General features: G+C 67.0%; 16 protein-coding genes and 2 riboswitches. Of the genes, 6 read left to right on the top strand and 10 right to left on the bottom strand.

Annotated elements, in window-relative coordinates; genetic code table 11:
* Position 1: 1 nt before the first annotated feature.
* A complete protein-coding gene (gcvT, locus tag JX001_RS13780; protein WP_205681433.1) occupies positions 2-1,114 on the bottom strand; it encodes a glycine cleavage system aminomethyltransferase GcvT in 1,113 nt (370 codons plus the stop codon).
* 55 nt (positions 1,115-1,169) lie between these two features.
* Positions 1,170-1,254, bottom strand: a riboswitch (glycine riboswitch).
* A 3-nt stretch (positions 1,255-1,257) separates the two neighbouring features.
* A riboswitch (glycine riboswitch) is annotated at positions 1,258-1,355 on the bottom strand.
* A 105-nt stretch (positions 1,356-1,460) separates the two neighbouring features.
* Between gcvT and JX001_RS13775 the strand changes: the two genes are divergently transcribed.
* The 3 genes from JX001_RS13775 to pncA all read left to right on the top strand — a co-directional run bounded on the left by JX001_RS13775 (position 1,461) and on the right by pncA (position 4,219).
* Positions 1,461-2,498 (top strand): alpha/beta hydrolase, encoded by a 1,038-nt coding sequence (locus tag JX001_RS13775; protein ID WP_205681432.1) that lies wholly within the window; start codon positions 1,461-1,463, stop codon positions 2,496-2,498.
* 135 nt (positions 2,499-2,633) lie between these two features.
* Positions 2,634-3,599, top strand: coding sequence for a class 1 fructose-bisphosphatase (locus JX001_RS13770; RefSeq protein WP_205681431.1), 966 nt, complete (start codon positions 2,634-2,636; stop codon positions 3,597-3,599).
* Positions 3,599-4,219, top strand: a complete 621-nt coding sequence (pncA, locus tag JX001_RS13765; RefSeq protein WP_174085722.1) for a bifunctional nicotinamidase/pyrazinamidase — start codon at positions 3,599-3,601, stop codon at positions 4,217-4,219. Before JX001_RS13770 ends, pncA begins: the two co-directional genes overlap by 1 nt.
* Positions 4,220-4,226: 7 nt before the next feature.
* On the opposite strand, the gene JX001_RS13760 is transcribed toward pncA, so the two are convergent.
* From JX001_RS13760 to xseA, 9 genes are all read right to left on the bottom strand, one after another.
* Entirely contained in the window at positions 4,227-5,516 is a 1,290-nt protein-coding gene (locus JX001_RS13760; protein ID WP_241004655.1) for a Y-family DNA polymerase, read from the bottom strand.
* A gap of 65 nt (positions 5,517-5,581) precedes the next feature.
* On the bottom strand, positions 5,582-5,902 hold the full coding sequence (locus JX001_RS13755) for a hypothetical protein (protein ID WP_165115837.1): 321 nt from the start codon (positions 5,900-5,902) through the stop codon (positions 5,582-5,584).
* The gene (locus JX001_RS13750) at positions 5,899-6,909 is read right to left on the bottom strand and encodes an adenosine deaminase (protein ID WP_205681429.1); all 1,011 of its coding nucleotides are present in this window, start codon (positions 6,907-6,909) and stop codon (positions 5,899-5,901) included. Before JX001_RS13750 ends, JX001_RS13755 begins: the two co-directional genes overlap by 4 nt.
* A gap of 221 nt (positions 6,910-7,130) precedes the next feature.
* On the bottom strand, positions 7,131-8,933 hold the full coding sequence (argS, locus tag JX001_RS13745; protein WP_205681428.1) for an arginine--tRNA ligase: 1,803 nt from the start codon (positions 8,931-8,933) through the stop codon (positions 7,131-7,133).
* Positions 8,933-9,619 carry a Tat pathway signal sequence domain protein gene (locus JX001_RS13740; RefSeq protein WP_205681427.1) on the bottom strand — a complete coding sequence of 229 codons (687 nt, stop codon included), beginning with the start codon at positions 9,617-9,619 and terminating at the stop codon, positions 8,933-8,935. The genes argS and JX001_RS13740 overlap by 1 nt, the downstream gene beginning before the upstream one ends.
* A 120-nt stretch (positions 9,620-9,739) precedes the next feature.
* Positions 9,740-10,183, bottom strand: coding sequence for a PaaI family thioesterase (locus JX001_RS13735; protein WP_055804066.1), 444 nt, complete (start codon positions 10,181-10,183; stop codon positions 9,740-9,742).
* A gap of 74 nt (positions 10,184-10,257) precedes the next feature.
* Positions 10,258-10,824: a DUF3035 domain-containing protein gene (locus JX001_RS13730; protein WP_205681426.1), complete on the bottom strand. Its 567-nt coding sequence runs from the start codon at positions 10,822-10,824 to the stop codon at positions 10,258-10,260.
* 71 nt (positions 10,825-10,895) lie between these two features.
* The gene (lspA, locus tag JX001_RS13725) at positions 10,896-11,402 is read right to left on the bottom strand and encodes a signal peptidase II (RefSeq protein ID WP_055804071.1); all 507 of its coding nucleotides are present in this window, start codon (positions 11,400-11,402) and stop codon (positions 10,896-10,898) included.
* Between the two features lie 250 nt (positions 11,403-11,652).
* Positions 11,653-13,248 (bottom strand): exodeoxyribonuclease VII large subunit, encoded by a 1,596-nt coding sequence (gene xseA / locus JX001_RS13720; RefSeq protein ID WP_205681425.1) that lies wholly within the window; start codon positions 13,246-13,248, stop codon positions 11,653-11,655.
* Between the two features lie 64 nt (positions 13,249-13,312).
* Here xseA and JX001_RS13715 point away from each other — a divergent pair, with 64 nt between their 5' ends.
* The 3 genes from JX001_RS13715 (at position 13,313) to purD (ending at position 15,270) form a co-directional block, all read left to right on the top strand.
* Positions 13,313-13,474 (top strand): hypothetical protein, encoded by a 162-nt coding sequence (locus JX001_RS13715; protein WP_165115848.1) that lies wholly within the window; start codon positions 13,313-13,315, stop codon positions 13,472-13,474.
* 16 nt (positions 13,475-13,490) lie between these two features.
* A complete protein-coding gene (locus tag JX001_RS13710) occupies positions 13,491-13,922 on the top strand; it encodes a PRC-barrel domain-containing protein (RefSeq protein ID WP_205681424.1) in 432 nt (143 codons plus the stop codon).
* Between the two features lie 73 nt (positions 13,923-13,995).
* Positions 13,996-15,270, top strand: coding sequence for a phosphoribosylamine--glycine ligase (purD, locus tag JX001_RS13705; RefSeq protein ID WP_205681423.1), 1,275 nt, complete (start codon positions 13,996-13,998; stop codon positions 15,268-15,270).
* The last annotated feature ends 31 nt before the right edge of the window (positions 15,271-15,301 follow it).

Here is a 15,301-nt window from a genome sequence, read left to right as displayed (position 1 = left end):
CTCAGGCTTTGGGTTTGCGGTAATAGCGTTGAGCCACGAAGGGCATGGCGACGACTTCGGCGGCGGCGGTCTTGCCGCGCACGATGACCTTCAGCGCCGTGCCCAGGGCGGCATGGGCCGGCGGGACGTAGCCCATGGCGATATTCTTGCCCAAGGTGGGGGAGGGGCCGCCAGAGGTGACCTTGCCGATCACGGCGCCGTCGGCGTCGGCGATCTCGGCGCCCTCACGGGCCGGGGCGCCTTCCTTGACGATCAGACCGACGCGAGCGCGAGCGGGGCCGTCGGACAGTTCTTTCAGGATGCGGTCGGCGCCGGCGAAATCGGCGCGTTCCTTGCGCGACTTGGACAGGGCGAAGGTCAGGGCGCCTTCGACCGGCGAGGTGGTCGGGTCGATGTCGTGGCCGTGCAGCGGCAGGCCGGCTTCCAGACGCAAGCTGTCGCGGGCGCCCAGGCCGATCGGCTTGACGCGAGCGTCTTCCAGAATGGTGTTCCAGATGCGCTCGGCCTGGTCCGCCGGGACCGAAATCTCATAGCCGTCTTCGCCGGTGTAGCCCGAGCGCGAGACGTAGCAGTCGGCGCCGAACAGCATCAGACGGGCGCATTCCATAAAGCCCATTTCGGCCAGGATCGGCTCGTGCGCGGCCATGACTTCGGCGGCTTCCGGCCCCTGGATGGCGATCAGCGCGCGGTCCAGCACCGTCAGCTTGGCGTCGCCTTCCAGGTTGGCTTCCCAGAAGGCGAAGTCCTCGTCCTTGTTGCCGGCGTTGACGACGACGAACATGCCGTCGTGATCCGGCCGTCCGGCCATCAGGTCGTCGATGACGCCGCCGTCCTTGTTGAGCAGCAGCGAATACTTCTGTTTGCCAGCTTTCAGGATCGCGTAGTCGCCGGGCACGAACCGCTCGAACTGGGCGGTCGCATCCTCGCCGGTGATCTTGCACTGGCCCATATGGGAGACGTCGAACAGACCGGCATGTTCCCGCGTCCAGCGGTGCTCGGCCAGAACGCCTTCGTACTGGACCGGCATGTCATAGCCGCCGAAGCCCACCATGCGGGCGCCCAGCGCGCGGTGCGCGGCGTTCAAAGGCGTGGTCTTCAGGGTCTGGTCGGTCATGGTTCAGGCTTTCACGGTCGCGTGTTGTGGCGGAGCTCCGCCGTCCTCGCGCCCCCGCTGTCCTGAAGCCTGAGAGATTCCGGCGACCAAATCATGTCGCCTTGCTCCGTCGGCGCGCCCGAATGGGCGACTTTCCAGCGTCCGTATGCTTCGCGGTCCGTTTGCCTGAGCGTTTCCGGGGCGGTTGCGCCTTCGGCGTCGAACCCTGTTTCCAGCGCCCGATCTCTCCCGCGAGAGCGTGCGACCTAAGGCATCGACTCAAGCGCCAAGTCAAGCGGGCCGGGAACAAGGTTGCGTGCGGCGGGTTGTCGTTCCGAACCTCGACACCAAACCCAGGAATGCGAAAATGTCCATTATAGACAAGCTGTTCGGCGACAGCGACAAGCCGCGCGATACGCCCGCCAAGGCCGATGGCCCGATGCAGAAGGTGCTGGACGAACTCGCGTCCCTCGGCGGCAAGCCGATTGAGACCCTGTCGCCCGAGGAGGCTCGCCAGCAACCGACCCCGACCGATGCGGTGAAATCGCTGTTGCGCAAGGACGGCAAGGACCCCAGCGACGACATGGGCGTCAAGACCAGCGACATCACTATTCCCGGCGCGGCCGGCCCGATCCAGGCGCGCATCTACAAGCCGCACGACCATTCCGAAGACAAGCTGCATCCGGTCGTCGTCTATTTCCACGGCGGCGGCTTCGTGATCGCGGATCTGGACGTCTATGACGGCGGCCCGCGCGGCGTGTCCAAGATGGCCGATGTGATCGTGGTCTCGGTCCATTATCGCCAGGCCCCGGAACATCATTTCCCCGCCGCCCACGACGACGCCCTGGCGGCTTATCGCTGGGTGCTGGAGAATGCGCAGACCTTCCGCGGCGACCCGCAGAAGGTGGCGGTGATGGGCGAAAGCGCAGGCGGCAACCTGGCCATCGGCGTGTCGATGATGGCGCGCGACGCCGGCCTGCCGGCGCCCAAACATCAGGTGCTGGTCTATCCGGTCGCCGGCGTGGACATGGACAATGAGTCCTACGTCGAGAACGCCGACGCCAAGCCGCTCAACAAGATGATGATGAAGTGGTTCGTGAAACACATCTTCGCCAACGAGGCCGATGCTCAGGACCCGCGCATCAATATCGTCGAGAAGGCAAATCTGTCGGGCCTGCCCTCGACGACGGTGATCTGCGCCGAGATCGATCCGCTGCGCACCGAGGGCGAGCTGCTGGCCGAGAAGCTGGAGCAGGCGGGCGTCGATGTGCGTCACAAGACCTTCCACGGCTCGACGCACGAGTTCTTCGGCATGGCGGCGGTCGTGCCGGATGCGGCGGCGGCTCAGACCTTCGCCGCCCACGAACTGAAGCGGGCGTTCGGTACGGCGATCCTGCCGATCTGATCCGACCAGACGCCGAAAGATAAGGAAGCGCCCCGGCTTTCGCCGGGGCGTTTTCGTTGTCGCCTCGCCATGTCGCCTTGCCCTGGGGCCTGACCGCGGCCAAAACGGCGCAACGCCCAGAACCGGACCGACCGCATGACCCGCACACGCCTTGACGCCCATATCGCCGCCCTGGATGCGCCCGAGGGGCTGAAAACGGTTCTGACCGTGGTCGCCGCCACCTGCGCGGACATCAGCAAGGTGGTCGCGGGCGGCGCCCTGGCCGGAGCGTTGGGCGCATCGGGTCAGATCAATGTGCAGGACGAGGAGCAGAAGAAGCTCGACGTCATGACCAACGACATGCTGACCGAGGCCCTGTTGGCCAGCCCGGCCGTCGCCGGCGTCGCGTCGGAAGAGATGGACGAGGTCCAGCCGGCCTCCAATCCGGCCGGCGACTATCTGGTTCTGTTCGACCCGCTGGACGGCTCGTCCAACATCGACATCAATGCGCCCGTCGGCACCATCGTCTCGGTGCTGAAGTCCACGACCGCGACCCCGACAGAGGCCGATTTCATGCAGCCCGGCCGCAATCAGGTCGCCGCCCTCTACGCCGTCTATGGGCCGCAGACCATGCTGGTGCTGACGACCGGCGCGGGCGTGAAAGGATTCACCCTGTCGAACGACGGCGACTGGATCCTGACCCACGACGACATCTCCATTTCGCCGGACACCAGGGAGTTCGCGATCAACATGTCGAACCTGCGCCACTGGGCCGAGCCGGTGCAGACCTATGTCGGCGACCTGCTGAAGGGCGAAGAGGGGCCTCGGGCCAAGAACTTCAACATGCGCTGGGTCGCGGCCATGGTCGCGGATGTTCACCGTATCCTGATGCGCGGCGGGGTCTTCCTCTATCCCTGGGACCGGCGCGAGCCGAACAAGCCGGGCAAGCTGCGCCTGATGTACGAAGGCAATCCCATGGCCTTCTTGGTCGAACAAGCCGGCGGCAAGGCGACGACGGACGGACGCCAGGCCATTCTGGACGTGCAGCCCGAGCATCTGCACCAGCGCATCCCCGTCGCGCTCGGTTCGGCCAACGAGATCGACGCCTACGCAGGCGTCTGATGAGCGACGCCCTTCTGGTCATCGATCCGCAGAACGACTTCTGTGAAGGCGGCCGTCTGGCGGTGGCGGGCGGCGCGGGGATCATGCCGCTGATCAACCGGCTGGCGGCTCGGTTCGACCGGGTGATCGTGACCCAGGACTGGCATACGCCGGACCAGATTTCTTTCGCCTCCAATCACCCCGGCGCTGCGCCCTTCACCGAGATCGAGGTGGCCTATGGTCGCCAGATGCTGTGGCCGGATCATTGTCTTCAGGGCACGCCTGGCGCCGACTTTCATCCTGATGCAGCGCCGACGGTCGAGAAGGCCATGGCCGTGATCCGCAAGGGTTATAATCCGGCGGTCGACAGCTATTCCGGCTTTTTCGAGAACGATCGCCGCACCCCGACGGGGCTGTCCGGCCTGTTGCGTGAACTGGGCGTGAAGCGCGTTTTCCTGTGCGGTCTGGCCTTCGACTACTGCGTCCGCTTCACCGCCGAAGACGCGGTTCGCGAGGGGTTCGAAGCCGTGGTGATCTCCGACGCCAGCCGGGCCATCGCGTCGCAGACCGAGACGGCGGCCCAAGACAGTTTCCGGGCCTTGGGCGTGGCTGAGATCGCGGCCGCGTCCCTGCTGAGCTAGGTGGGCCTCACTCCCAGAAATCCTCGGCCTCGGGGATGCGGGTGAAGGCGATCTTGGCGCCGATATAGTCGGGCAGGCCGGCCTTGGGGCCGATGCTGACGGTGTCCTTGCCGTAGCGGCGGTTCAGCGCATCCAGCGCCTGGGACAGGCGAAGAGACGGGGCGTCGCCGTCCTGATCCGGACCGGCGGCGAACAGGTCCGTCTCGAAAGCGTCGCGGGATTTCAGGCCGTGCACCCCGACCCCGACATAGCTCAGGCGTCCCGCCTCCAGCTCCGGCTCGACCTTGCGCCACAGACTCTCGAGCGCGGCCAGAAGGGCGAAGGTATCCTGCGTCGGCGCGATGGGGCAACTCATCGCCGCCGTTTCCCAGCCGCGGCGACCGCTTCGAGGCGTCGCTTTCGGCCCCATGTCCAGATGCAGGGTCAGGCTGGCGCCGGTCAGGCCCAGGCGCCGCAGACGCGCTCCGCACTTGACCACCAGCCGCCGCGCCACGGCCCGCGCCTTGTCCGGGGTCCGCATGGCCTGGGCCAGGACGTGGCTATGGCTGATGGAGGCGGGCGGTTTTTCCGGCGTCGGCTCGCTGTCCAGACCGTGCAGGCCGCGCCAGATGCGTTCGCCCTCGATGCTGTTCCAGACCGCCCGGGCCTGTTTCGCGCTCATGTTCCAAAGGCCGGCCGTGTCGGTGACGCCCGCCGCTTGCAACCGGATCTGCATGCGCGAGCCGATGCCTGGATATTTCGACAGCGGCAGGTCCAGCAGGGGGCCGGGCAGCTCGTTGGCGCGCAGCACCGTCAACCCGGCGGGCTTCTGCATGCCGCAGGCGGTCTTGGCCAGGAAACGCGACGGCGCCAGCCCGACGGACGACCGCAGACAGTCGCCGACGTTTTGCAGGATGCCCGCCTGAATGCGTCGGGCCAGGGCGACGGCGTTCGCCTCCAGCCGTTCCGGACCCAGCAGTTCGCACGAGCATTCGTCGATCGAACCGACCTTCCACACCGGAACATGGCGATCGATCTCGGCCATGATCTGCTGATGGATTTTAACGTAGAGGTCGGGGCGCGCCTCGGCGACGATCAGGTCAGGGCACAGTTTGCGCGCCTCGGACACCCGCATCCCGGTGTGAACGCCCCAGGCCTTGCTCTCATAGCTGGCGGCGATGGCGCCGGTGTATTCGCTCATCGCCGGCCGAACGATGACCGGCTTGCCCCGCCAGTCCGGGTTCATCTGCTGTTCGACGCTGGCGAAGAAGGCGTTCAGATCAACGAACAACCAACGGAGGTTCGCCTCGTCTTCCACCGGTGATCCTGTCCTCTCCATCGCCGGAACATAACAGGAACATGAAGCGATCTAAAGGGCGTCGATCACCAGATGACCAGGCTTATGACGAATGCAGCGAGGAAGGCCGCGGCGAGGACGAAAGCTACCCGCGCGACTTTGACGCAGCGCGTTATGAAGCGGCTCTTATAGTGACGGTGTGCGCCGGAAAAGATCGTCCTGAACGACGGCCCTATGCCGAAGTAAAAGACATTTCTCGAGAAGTCGTAGAAGTCCGGGGTCTTCCGGGGAACGAGCCCGTTTCGCCTTCTGTGGTCGGCCGCGAGATGTGCGCCCATGCTGCTGACCATGCCTGTCGCCAAGCTGAACCAGCCAGCGATGGCCAGAACGGCTTGAGCGGTATTCATCGCCTCGCGTAGGCATCAACCTCAGCCAGGTAGGCCGCCTTCTCCGGCTCGCCCAGGAACGACCCCTCGAAGCTGTTCTTCGCCAGTTGCGTCACCTGATCGCGTGTCAGGCCGACGGCCTCAGCCAAACGGCTGTAGTTGTCGTTCACATATCCCCCGAAATAGGCCGGGTCGTCGGAGTTCAGGGTGACGTGCAGGCCCCGCCGCAGCATCTCGGGGACGGGATGGGCCTTCAGATCATCGACCACGCACAGTTTCAGGTTCGACAGAGGGCAGATGGTCAGGGTCATCTGCTCGGCGACCAGCCGCTGCACCAGCGCCTCGTCCTCCATGGAGCGATTGCCGTGGTCCATCCGGTCGATGTTCAGCAGGTCCAGCGCCTCGTGCACATAGGCGGGCGGGCCCTCCTCGCCCGCGTGGGCGCACAGTTTTAGGCCCAGCTCACGCGCGGCGGCGAAGACGCGCTGGAACTTGGACGGCGGATGGCCGACCTCCGACGAATCCAGTCCGACGCCGATGAAATGGTGCAGATAGGGTTTGGCCGCCTCCAGCGTCGCAAACGCCTCCTCCTCGGTCAGGTGGCGCAGGAAGCTGAGGATCAGGCCGCTGCTCACGCCCAGCTCCGCCTTGGCCCGGTCCATGCCCGCGATCAGCCCCTCGACCACCACGCCGAACGGCACGCCCCGGTCGGTGTGGGTCTGAGGGTCGAAGAAGATTTCGGCGTGGCGCACATTATCCGCCGCCGCGCGCTGGAAATAGGCGAAGGCCAGATCCTCGAAATCCTGCCGCGTCAGCAGGACGGCGGCCCCCGCGTAATAGATGTCCAAGAAGTCCTGCAGGTTCGAGAAATCATAGGCCGCCCGCACCGCCTCGACGCTGTCGTAGGGTATGGCGACGCCGTTGCGCTGCGCCAGCTCAAACATCAGCTCGGGCTCCAGCGAGCCCTCGATATGCAGATGCAGTTCGGCCTTGGGCAGGCCGGCGATATAGGCGTCAAGATTAGACATGAGGAGCGGCTCCGTAACGGCCGCTAGCCTAAAGGATCAGGTTCGAGGCGTCATCCGAAACGGCGATCCTCCCCCGCATGGCGGGGGAGGGGGACCATGCGCAGCATGGTGGAGGGGGCGAAAACAGGCTCGGTTCTGACCGGCGGGCGCCGGGGCGTATCCGCCCCCTCCACCGCTTCGCGGTCCCCCTCCCCCGTGAACGGGGGAGGATTCAGATCTGCCTACATCCGCTCCGGCGTGTCGATGCCCAGCAGGTTCAGCGCGATTTCCAGCTGGCGCAGAGCCGCAGCGGACAGGGCCAGACGCGAGCGTTTGGTCGCTTCGTCCGGCGCGATCAGCACGGGGCAGGCGGCGTAGAATTTCGAGAAGGACTGGGCCACGCGATAGGCGTGTTCGGCGACCAGATGCGGCATCCGCTTGTCGTAGGCGTCCGACACGGCGGTCGAGAAGGCGTCCAGCGTCAGGGCCAGATCGCGCTCCGCCGGTTCGGCGATGACGATGGCGCCGAGCGTCAGCCCCTGTTCGGCGCCCTTGCGCAGCAGGGATTTGATGCGGACCGATTGATACAGCAGATACGGCCCGGTCTTGCCCTCGAAGCTTATGAAGCGATCGAGATCGAACACGTAGCTGGTGGTGCGCGCGTTCGACAGGTCGGCGAACTTCAGGGCCGCGATGGCCACCTTGTGCGCGATGGCCTCGAACTCTTCCGGCAACAGGTCGTCGCCCAGCTTGGCCTCGTGCAGGCGCTCTCGCGCCTTTTCGGTCGCCTGATCGATCAGGTCGCGCAGCTTCAGCACGCCACCCGCGCGGGTCTTGAAAGGCTTGCCGTCCTGTCCGTTCATCGTGCCGAAGCCGAGATGCTCCAGCGCGCCCTGTTCGGCGTAGCCGGCCAGATAGGCGGCGCGGAAGACCTGTTCGAAATGCTCGGCCTGGCGTTCGTCGACCACGTAGAGGGCCAGGTCGGGCGATAGAGCCTTCTTGCGGTCCAGGATCGTGGCCAAGTCGGTCGTGCCGTACATGGCCGAGCCTTCCGAGCTGATGACCAGCAGGGGCGGGGGAGACGGGGCCTCGATCACCGAGCCATCGGGCAGCTTCTTCTTGCGCGTCTCGCCGGGCTTGGCGACGTGAACCACCTGGGCGCCGTCGTCCTCGACCAGCAGGCCGGTCTCTTTCAGGTGCGCCAGCATTTCCGGCATCTGCGGATCGGCGTCGCTTTCGCCGTTCCACAGGTCGAAATCGACCGACAGGTCGCCGTATTCGCGCTTCAGCGCCTCGCGGCTGACCGCCACGAAATGCTGCCAGAGCGCGCGGTAGCCGGGACGGCCATTCTGAAGTTCCGCCGTCGCCTTGCGGGCGCGATCGCGGAAGACCGGATCCTCCTTGGCCTTGCCGGCGGCCTGCGGATAAAGGCGGTCCATGTCGGCCAGCGTCACCGGGCTTTCGGTCGGGAAGGGACCGTCGCCCTCGACCATGAAGGCGTCGGCCAGACCTTCGTCGCCGCAGGCGACGATCAGCAGGCCCATCTGGAAGCCCCAGTCGCCGAAGTGGGCGTCGCCGGTCACGTCGTCGCCCCGGAAGCGGAACAGCCGCTTCAGGCTCTCGCCGATGATGGCGCTGCGCAAATGGCCGACGTGCATCGGCTTGGCGACGTTGGGACCGCCGTAGTCGATCACCACCCGGCGCGGTTCGGCCACGGTCGCGGCGCCCGCGTGGGCGGCGTCGTTAGCCACCTCGGTCGCCCGTTCAGCCAGCAGCGCGTCGGAGAGCTTCAGATTGATGAAGCCCGGTCCGGCGACCTCAACCGAGGCGAAGCGGGCATCCGCGCTCAGGCGCTCGGCGATCTTGCCGGCCAGTTCGCGCGGATTGGCCTTCAGCGCCTTGGCGGCGGCGAGGGCTCCATTGGACTGGAAATCGGCCAGGTCGGGGCGGTCCGACGGGGTGACGCGGGCCAAGGCCGCATCCACGCCTTCGGCGGCGAAGGCGGCGGCGACCGCTTCGCTGAGGACGGTCTTCAGATCAGACATTATTGGCTCGGCGCAGAGGCAGGCGAGGGCGCGGCCGGCGTCGTGCCGGCGTTCACGCGGAAGCGGCTGCCCGAGCGATTGAACTCGGCCATTTCCGGCGTCACGTCGAAACCGACCAGGATTTCGAAGTTGCTGCCGCTGGTTTCGATGCCGGCGCGCGGAATGACGATGGTGCGCTTTTCAGTGACCGAAGCGGTGCGCTGGCCCTCAAAGTTCACCGGCAGGTCGAAATATTCCTTGGACAGGATGGCGTTGTTCCGCTCCGTCACCGCGATCCAGTAGCGGTAGGTGCGTTGCTCGCCCGTCGCCTGCGGGCCGCGACCCAGGTTGAACAGGACGTCCATGTCGACGCGAATCGGATCGGCCTCGCGATATTCGCAGTCCGAAGAGATGCCTTCGATCTCGCCGGTGTAGCCGACATTGGCCACGGCGGCGCGGCCGCCTTCCAGTTCGACGTAGCGGGCGGCGTCGTAGAGAATCTTCACATAGGGGCAGGGGCCGGCGTTGGCGCGGCGACGCAGGGGTGCGATGCGCGGCGCGCGCGACGGCGCGGCGTCTTCACCCGAGGCCTGCTGCTGTTGCCCGCCGCGCTCGCGTTGACGCTGGGAGGTCTGGGCCTCGGCGGCGACGGGCAGGACGGAGGCCGCGATGGAGAGGGCGGCCAGGGCGGTGAACACGCGACGCATCAGCTTATTTTTCCGACAGCGAGAGAGGGCGCACGACGATCGGCGGCCGATCATCAACGCTCGCCGCTGATAGCGGCTAAAGCGAGGCGCGGCAAACGCTTGCTGCCCTCAGCGCTGTCCTCAACGTTCCATGACCAGGCATGTCGAGGTTGCGGTCGCATAGAGCTTGCCGTCCAGGCCGCGCAGATCGGCCTCCGAGAAGGCCGCGCGCCGACCGGCCTGAACGATCCGGCCCTCGGCCCGAACCGGCGTGCCGGCGGTCAGCGCCTTGTGAAAAACGGTCTTCAGCTCCAGCGTCGTATAGGTCTGGCCCGGCCGAAGCGTCGAATGGACGACGCAGCCGCAGGCCGAGTCGAGCACCGTTGCGATCCAGCCGCCATGAACGGTGCCCAGCGGATTATAGACGGCGGTGGTGGGGATGGCCTCGAACACCACCCGGCCTTCTTCCACTTCGGTCAGTTCGAAGCCGACAGTGCGGGCGATGGGCGCGATGAAGCCGCCCGTCATGCCCAGACGCAGTTGGTCGATCCCGGACAGGGCGGCGATATCGACGGTTTCGGTCATGCAAACGGCTCCTGATCAGGTCCGTTTACAATAAGGACGGACGCTGCCGTGGCAAACGCCCGTCGTATTAGTCCTTACAGGCCCGGCAGTTTGAAGCCGCTGCTGCGACGCGGCTGGATCGTGATGGCCTGTTGGCCGCCGGTCAGAGCCTGAAGACGGGCGGCCTCGGTCGAGGCGTCGATGGTCTTCTGGCCTTCGGCGGTCTGGCGAACCGTCGGGGCCTGGGTCGAGGCGTCGTCCTTGCGCCAGAACATCAGGCGGTTGGCGAAGCTTTCGTCCTTGTGCGCCAGATCGCCGAACTCGTCATCGACGACATAGCGGGCGAGCGGATCGGCCTGGTCGCCGCCGGCCTGGGCCACCAGGACCTGTTCGCCCGGCGTGCGGGTGACGGCCTGACGCTGACCCAGAAGGATCTGACGCGCGGCGCTTTCGGGGGCCAGTTCCTGCGGGCGCGGCTGGCCGGGCGCGGGCGGACGCAGGCCGTATTCCGGCGGAATGCTGAGCGGGGCGGTCGAGACGGTCACGAACTCGTCCGGCACCACCTTGGTCAGGCCGATGCCCTGTTTGATGCTGCCGCAGGCCGAGACGGCGAGCGCGGAGGAGGCGACGAGGGTCAGGACGGCGACACTGCGGATACGCATGGTTTCAGGCTCTGGTCGGCTGATGCAGGAAGCGCCGCGATGGCGCAGTCGGCATAGTGAAGACGGGGTGATTACGACTTTTCGACGGCCGCGCCAACCTTGGCGGGTTTGTCAGACACCAGACTGTCGATGATCAGCAGCACGACGCCGATGGTGATGGCGCTGTCGGCGACGTTGAACACCCAGGGAAACACGCCGGTGCCCGAGAAGTCGATGAAGTCGACCACATAGCCGAAGCGGATCCGGTCGATCACATTGCCCAGCGCCCCGCCCATGACGAAACCGATTGCGGTTATCAGCAGGCGTCGGTTCGATTGCGTCGCCCACCAGGCCAGGCCGGCCGAGACGACGATGGAGAAGATGGCCAGGCCCCAGCGCGCCTCGCCGCCGCCGAACAGGCCGAAGCTGACGCCGGTGTTCTCGACCCAGCTGAAGTTCAGGATCGGCGGGAAGACGGGGATGCGGCCGACTTCCTGCAGCGACAGGCCGCTGATGATCCAGGCCTTGGTCAGCTGATCCAGAACGATGATCAGAAGGGCGAACACATAGGCGGTGACGGCGAGGCGCGTGATCTTCATGCTGGGCCGGTTAGCAGGAAGCGCCGTCGGGGCGAAGAGGAAAACCGCGCAGTTGGAATAGCTCGCCTTGGACCACGACCTGTCCACACTCGGTGACCAACCAAACGGCCGTCATTCCGGGGCTGAGCGGAGCGAAGAACCCGGAAGCCAGGACCACAGGCGCGCTGATAGATGCATCCGACGCCGGATGCCCGCCGCCTGGATTCCGGGTTCGTCCTGCGGACGCCCCGGAATGACGGTCGTTGAGATGCTAGAACAGGCTGCCCTGATCGGCGGCGGTCGGCTTCGGCTTGGCCGCCGGACGCGGCGGGGACGGACGGGGTTCGCCGCCGTTGATCGTCGCGGGCTGAACGCCGTCGCCGAACACCAGCCGGACCGCCTGACCCGCCTCCAGCCCCCTGGCCGAGGTGATCCAGTCGCCGCTGGTATCTTCCACGCGGGCGAAGCCCGGCTTGGGACGGCCGGGGTCCAGGGTCGTCAGCGCGCGAGACAGCGCCGCAAGCCGATCGGCTTCGCGCTCCAGTCGGCGGGGCAGGACCCCGTCCAGTCGCGCGCCGACGGCTTCAAGCCGCGCCTGACGCTGGTCCAGCCGTCGATGCAGCGGTTCGGGCGACAGCCGCCCAGAGACCTGCAACAATCGCCGCTCGCCGCGCGCCACGCCCGCCTGAAGCGCCGCGCCCAGCCGATCGCCCGCGCCGCGCAGCCGGTCCTGACCTTGCTCGATCCGGGTGCGCAGCATGGCCGGGCCCAGCTTGCCGCCCGTCACCGCCAGATGCCGCTCGTGCAGGGCGACGTTGTGTTGCAGGCCCGATCCCAGCCGGCTCGACACATGGTCCAGCCGCTGCTGCGCCAGGGCCAGCAGTTCCTCCGGCCGCGCCGGCAGGCCGCGCGCCACCGCCCGCAGGCGCGTGCGTCGATCCTCGATCAGCCGTCCGCCCGCCTGCACCATGCGCCGGTCCATGTCGGCGACGGCGTAGCGCAGGTCCGCCAGCACCGGCGTCGCCATTTCGGCGGCGCCGGTCGGGGTCGGCGCCCGGCGATCCGACACGAAGTCGATCAGGGTGGTGTCGGTCTCGTGCCCGACGGCCGAGATGATCGGAATGCGCGCCGCCGCTACGGTCCGCGCCAGGCCTTCGTCGTTGAAACACCACAGGTCCTCGACCGACCCGCCGCCGCGCGCGACGATCAGCAGGTCCGGGCGGGGGATCAGCCCGTCGGGCGTCATCCCGTCAAACCCGCGAATGGCGTTCGACACCTGACCGCAGGCCGAATCGCCCTGAACGACCACAGGCCAGACGATGACGCGACAGGGCCAGCGTTCCGCGATCCGGTGCAGCACGTCGCGGATCACCGCGCCGGTCGGGCTGGTGATCACGCCGATGGTCTTGGGAAAGGCGGGCAGGGGCTTCTTGCGCCCCGGCTCGAACAGCCCTTCCTCACGCAGCCGGACCTTCAGCCGTTCCAACTGGGCCAGCAGGGCGCCCGCTCCGGCCGCCTCCATGCTCTCGATCACGATCTGATAGGAGGATCTGGCCGGATAGGAGGTGATCTTGCCGGTGACGATGACCTCCAGCCCCGCTTCGGGCTGAACGCCCAGGCCGCGCACCGACCCCTTCCACACGACGCCGTCGATGGCCGACTTGTCGTCCTTCAGCGTCAGATAGATGTGGCCCGAGGCGTGGCGATTGACCTTGGAGACCTCGCCGCGCAGCCGCACGTGGCCGAACCGGTCTTCCAGCGTGCGCTTCAGCGCGAACGACAGTTCCGAGATCGACAGGGGCGGATTGTTGTCGCGCGGGGCAGGGACCTCGGCCGGGCCTTCGAATACGTAGGAGTCGTCGCTCATGAAGACATCCTAGCCTGCGTCGATCCGCCCGGGAACGCTGCGCGCGCCCTGCCGTTCGACTTTCATGGCCGCCGACCCGCCCGGAACCGATCCTTCTGACCGTGACCCGCACGAGCGCGATCTGTCGCGCCGCGCCGGGGGCGGCGGGGCCATGAGCCCGTGGCTGATTATCGGCTGCATTATTCTGCTGGGGCTGGGCGTCTATGTCGTCTCGGCCCTGCTCTAACTCCCAAGGAGGCCGTATGAAGCGCATCGTCCCGCTCGCCGCCATTCTGTGCCTGACCGGCGGCGTCTTCGCCTGCTCGGATCGCGACGACGATGTGGTCCAGGCCCCTGCGCCGGGCGCAGCGCCCGTCGCCTTGCCGAAGCAGAAGGCCGATGCCGCCGCCTCGAACGCCGCCTTGGCCTTCAACATGACCCGCGATCAGCTGGAGGATGCGGACCTGTATTCGCGCGCCAACGTCGATCTGGGCGATGTCGAAACCCTCGTGCTGGACGCTTCGGGCGCCCTGACCCATTTGGTCGTCGAACTGGAGGGACCTGGCGACATGAAGGTGCTGGTTCCGGTCGCGGACGTGTCTCCGATCGACCGCAACGGCGACCGGGATCTGGTCACCGATTTGACGCCCGGCCAGCTTCAGGCCCTGCCGGCCTGGACCCCGCCCGTTCGCTGATTGAACGCTGAATGCGGCGTTAAGTCTGACGGGCGCTTGACCGGCCGGCGCCGGCCGGTCATTGCCCGATCTCATGAACATTCTTCTCGTCGGATCGGGCGGCCGCGAACACGCCCTGGCCTGGAAGATCGCACAGTCTCCGCTGGTCACGCGCCTGGTCGCCGCACCGGGCAACCCTGGCATCGAGAAGCTGTGCGAGCTGCGCGCCGTCAAGGCGGACGATGCCGACGGCCTGGCCGCCCTGGCCAGAGAGATCAAGGCCGATCTGGTCGTTGTTGGGCCCGAGGTGGCGCTGGCCGCTGGTCTGGCTGACCGGCTGGCCTCGGCCGGCATTCCCTGCTTCGGACCGACCGCCAAGGCGGCGCAGCTGGAAACCTCGAAGGCCTTTTCGAAGGGCTTCCTTGAACGGCACGAAATCCCCACCGCCGGCTACGGCGTCTACGACACGGTCAAGGACGCTAAGGCGGCGCTGGACGTGTTCCGGCCGCCCTATGTCATCAAGGCCGATGGCCTGGCCGCCGGCAAGGGCGTGGCTATCAGCCCCGACCGCCCCGACGCCGAGGCCGAAATCGAACGGATGCTGGGCGGCCGGTTCGGCGCGGCCGGCGCCCGCGTCGTGATCGAGGAGTTCATGGACGGCGAGGAAGGCTCGCTATTCGCCCTGTGCGACGGTCAACGCGCCCTTCTGTTCGGCGGCGCCCAGGACCACAAGCGCGCGTTCGACGGCGACCTTGGTCCGAACACCGGCGGCATGGGCGCCTATTCGCCCGCGCCCGTCTTCACGCCCGAGCTGGTGCAGCAGGCCGACGCGCTGATCGTCCAGCCGACGATCCGCAAGATGGCGGAGGAGGGTGCCCCCTATCGCGGCGTCCTCTACGCCGGCCTGATGGCGACCGAGGACGGCCCCAAGGTGGTCGAGTTCAACGCTCGCTTCGGCGACCCGGAATGCCAGGTGCTGATGATGCGGATGGCGGGCGACATCGTCCCCTATCTGCTGGGCTGCGCGCGCGGCGACGTCTCGGGCCTGGCTTCTCCCGCCTTCAAGCCCCAGACGGTGATCTGTGTGGTCATGGCCGCCAAGGGCTATCCCGACAGCCCGCTGGAAGGCTCGATCATTCGCGGCGCCGATCAGGACTTCGGCCCTCATGTCCAGGTCTTCCACGCCGGAACCAAGCGCCGCGACGACGGCTTGCTGGCCGCCTCGGGCGGGCGCGTCCTGAACGTCTGCGCCGAGGGCGACGACATCGCCCAGGCCCGCGAACGCGCCTATGCCGCCATCCTCAAGATCGACTGGCCGGGCGGCTTCAACCGCTCCGACATCGGCTGGCGCGCTTTGGATCGCGGCTGACCGTATCGGCGGGATGTGATAGAGGCCCGCC

It is taken from the genome of Brevundimonas fontaquae (assembly GCF_017086445.1).
GTDB lineage: Bacteria > Pseudomonadota > Alphaproteobacteria > Caulobacterales > Caulobacteraceae > Brevundimonas > Brevundimonas fontaquae.
Note: the sequence above shows the minus strand (reverse complement) of the source record. Positions and strands in the feature narration are given on the sequence as shown.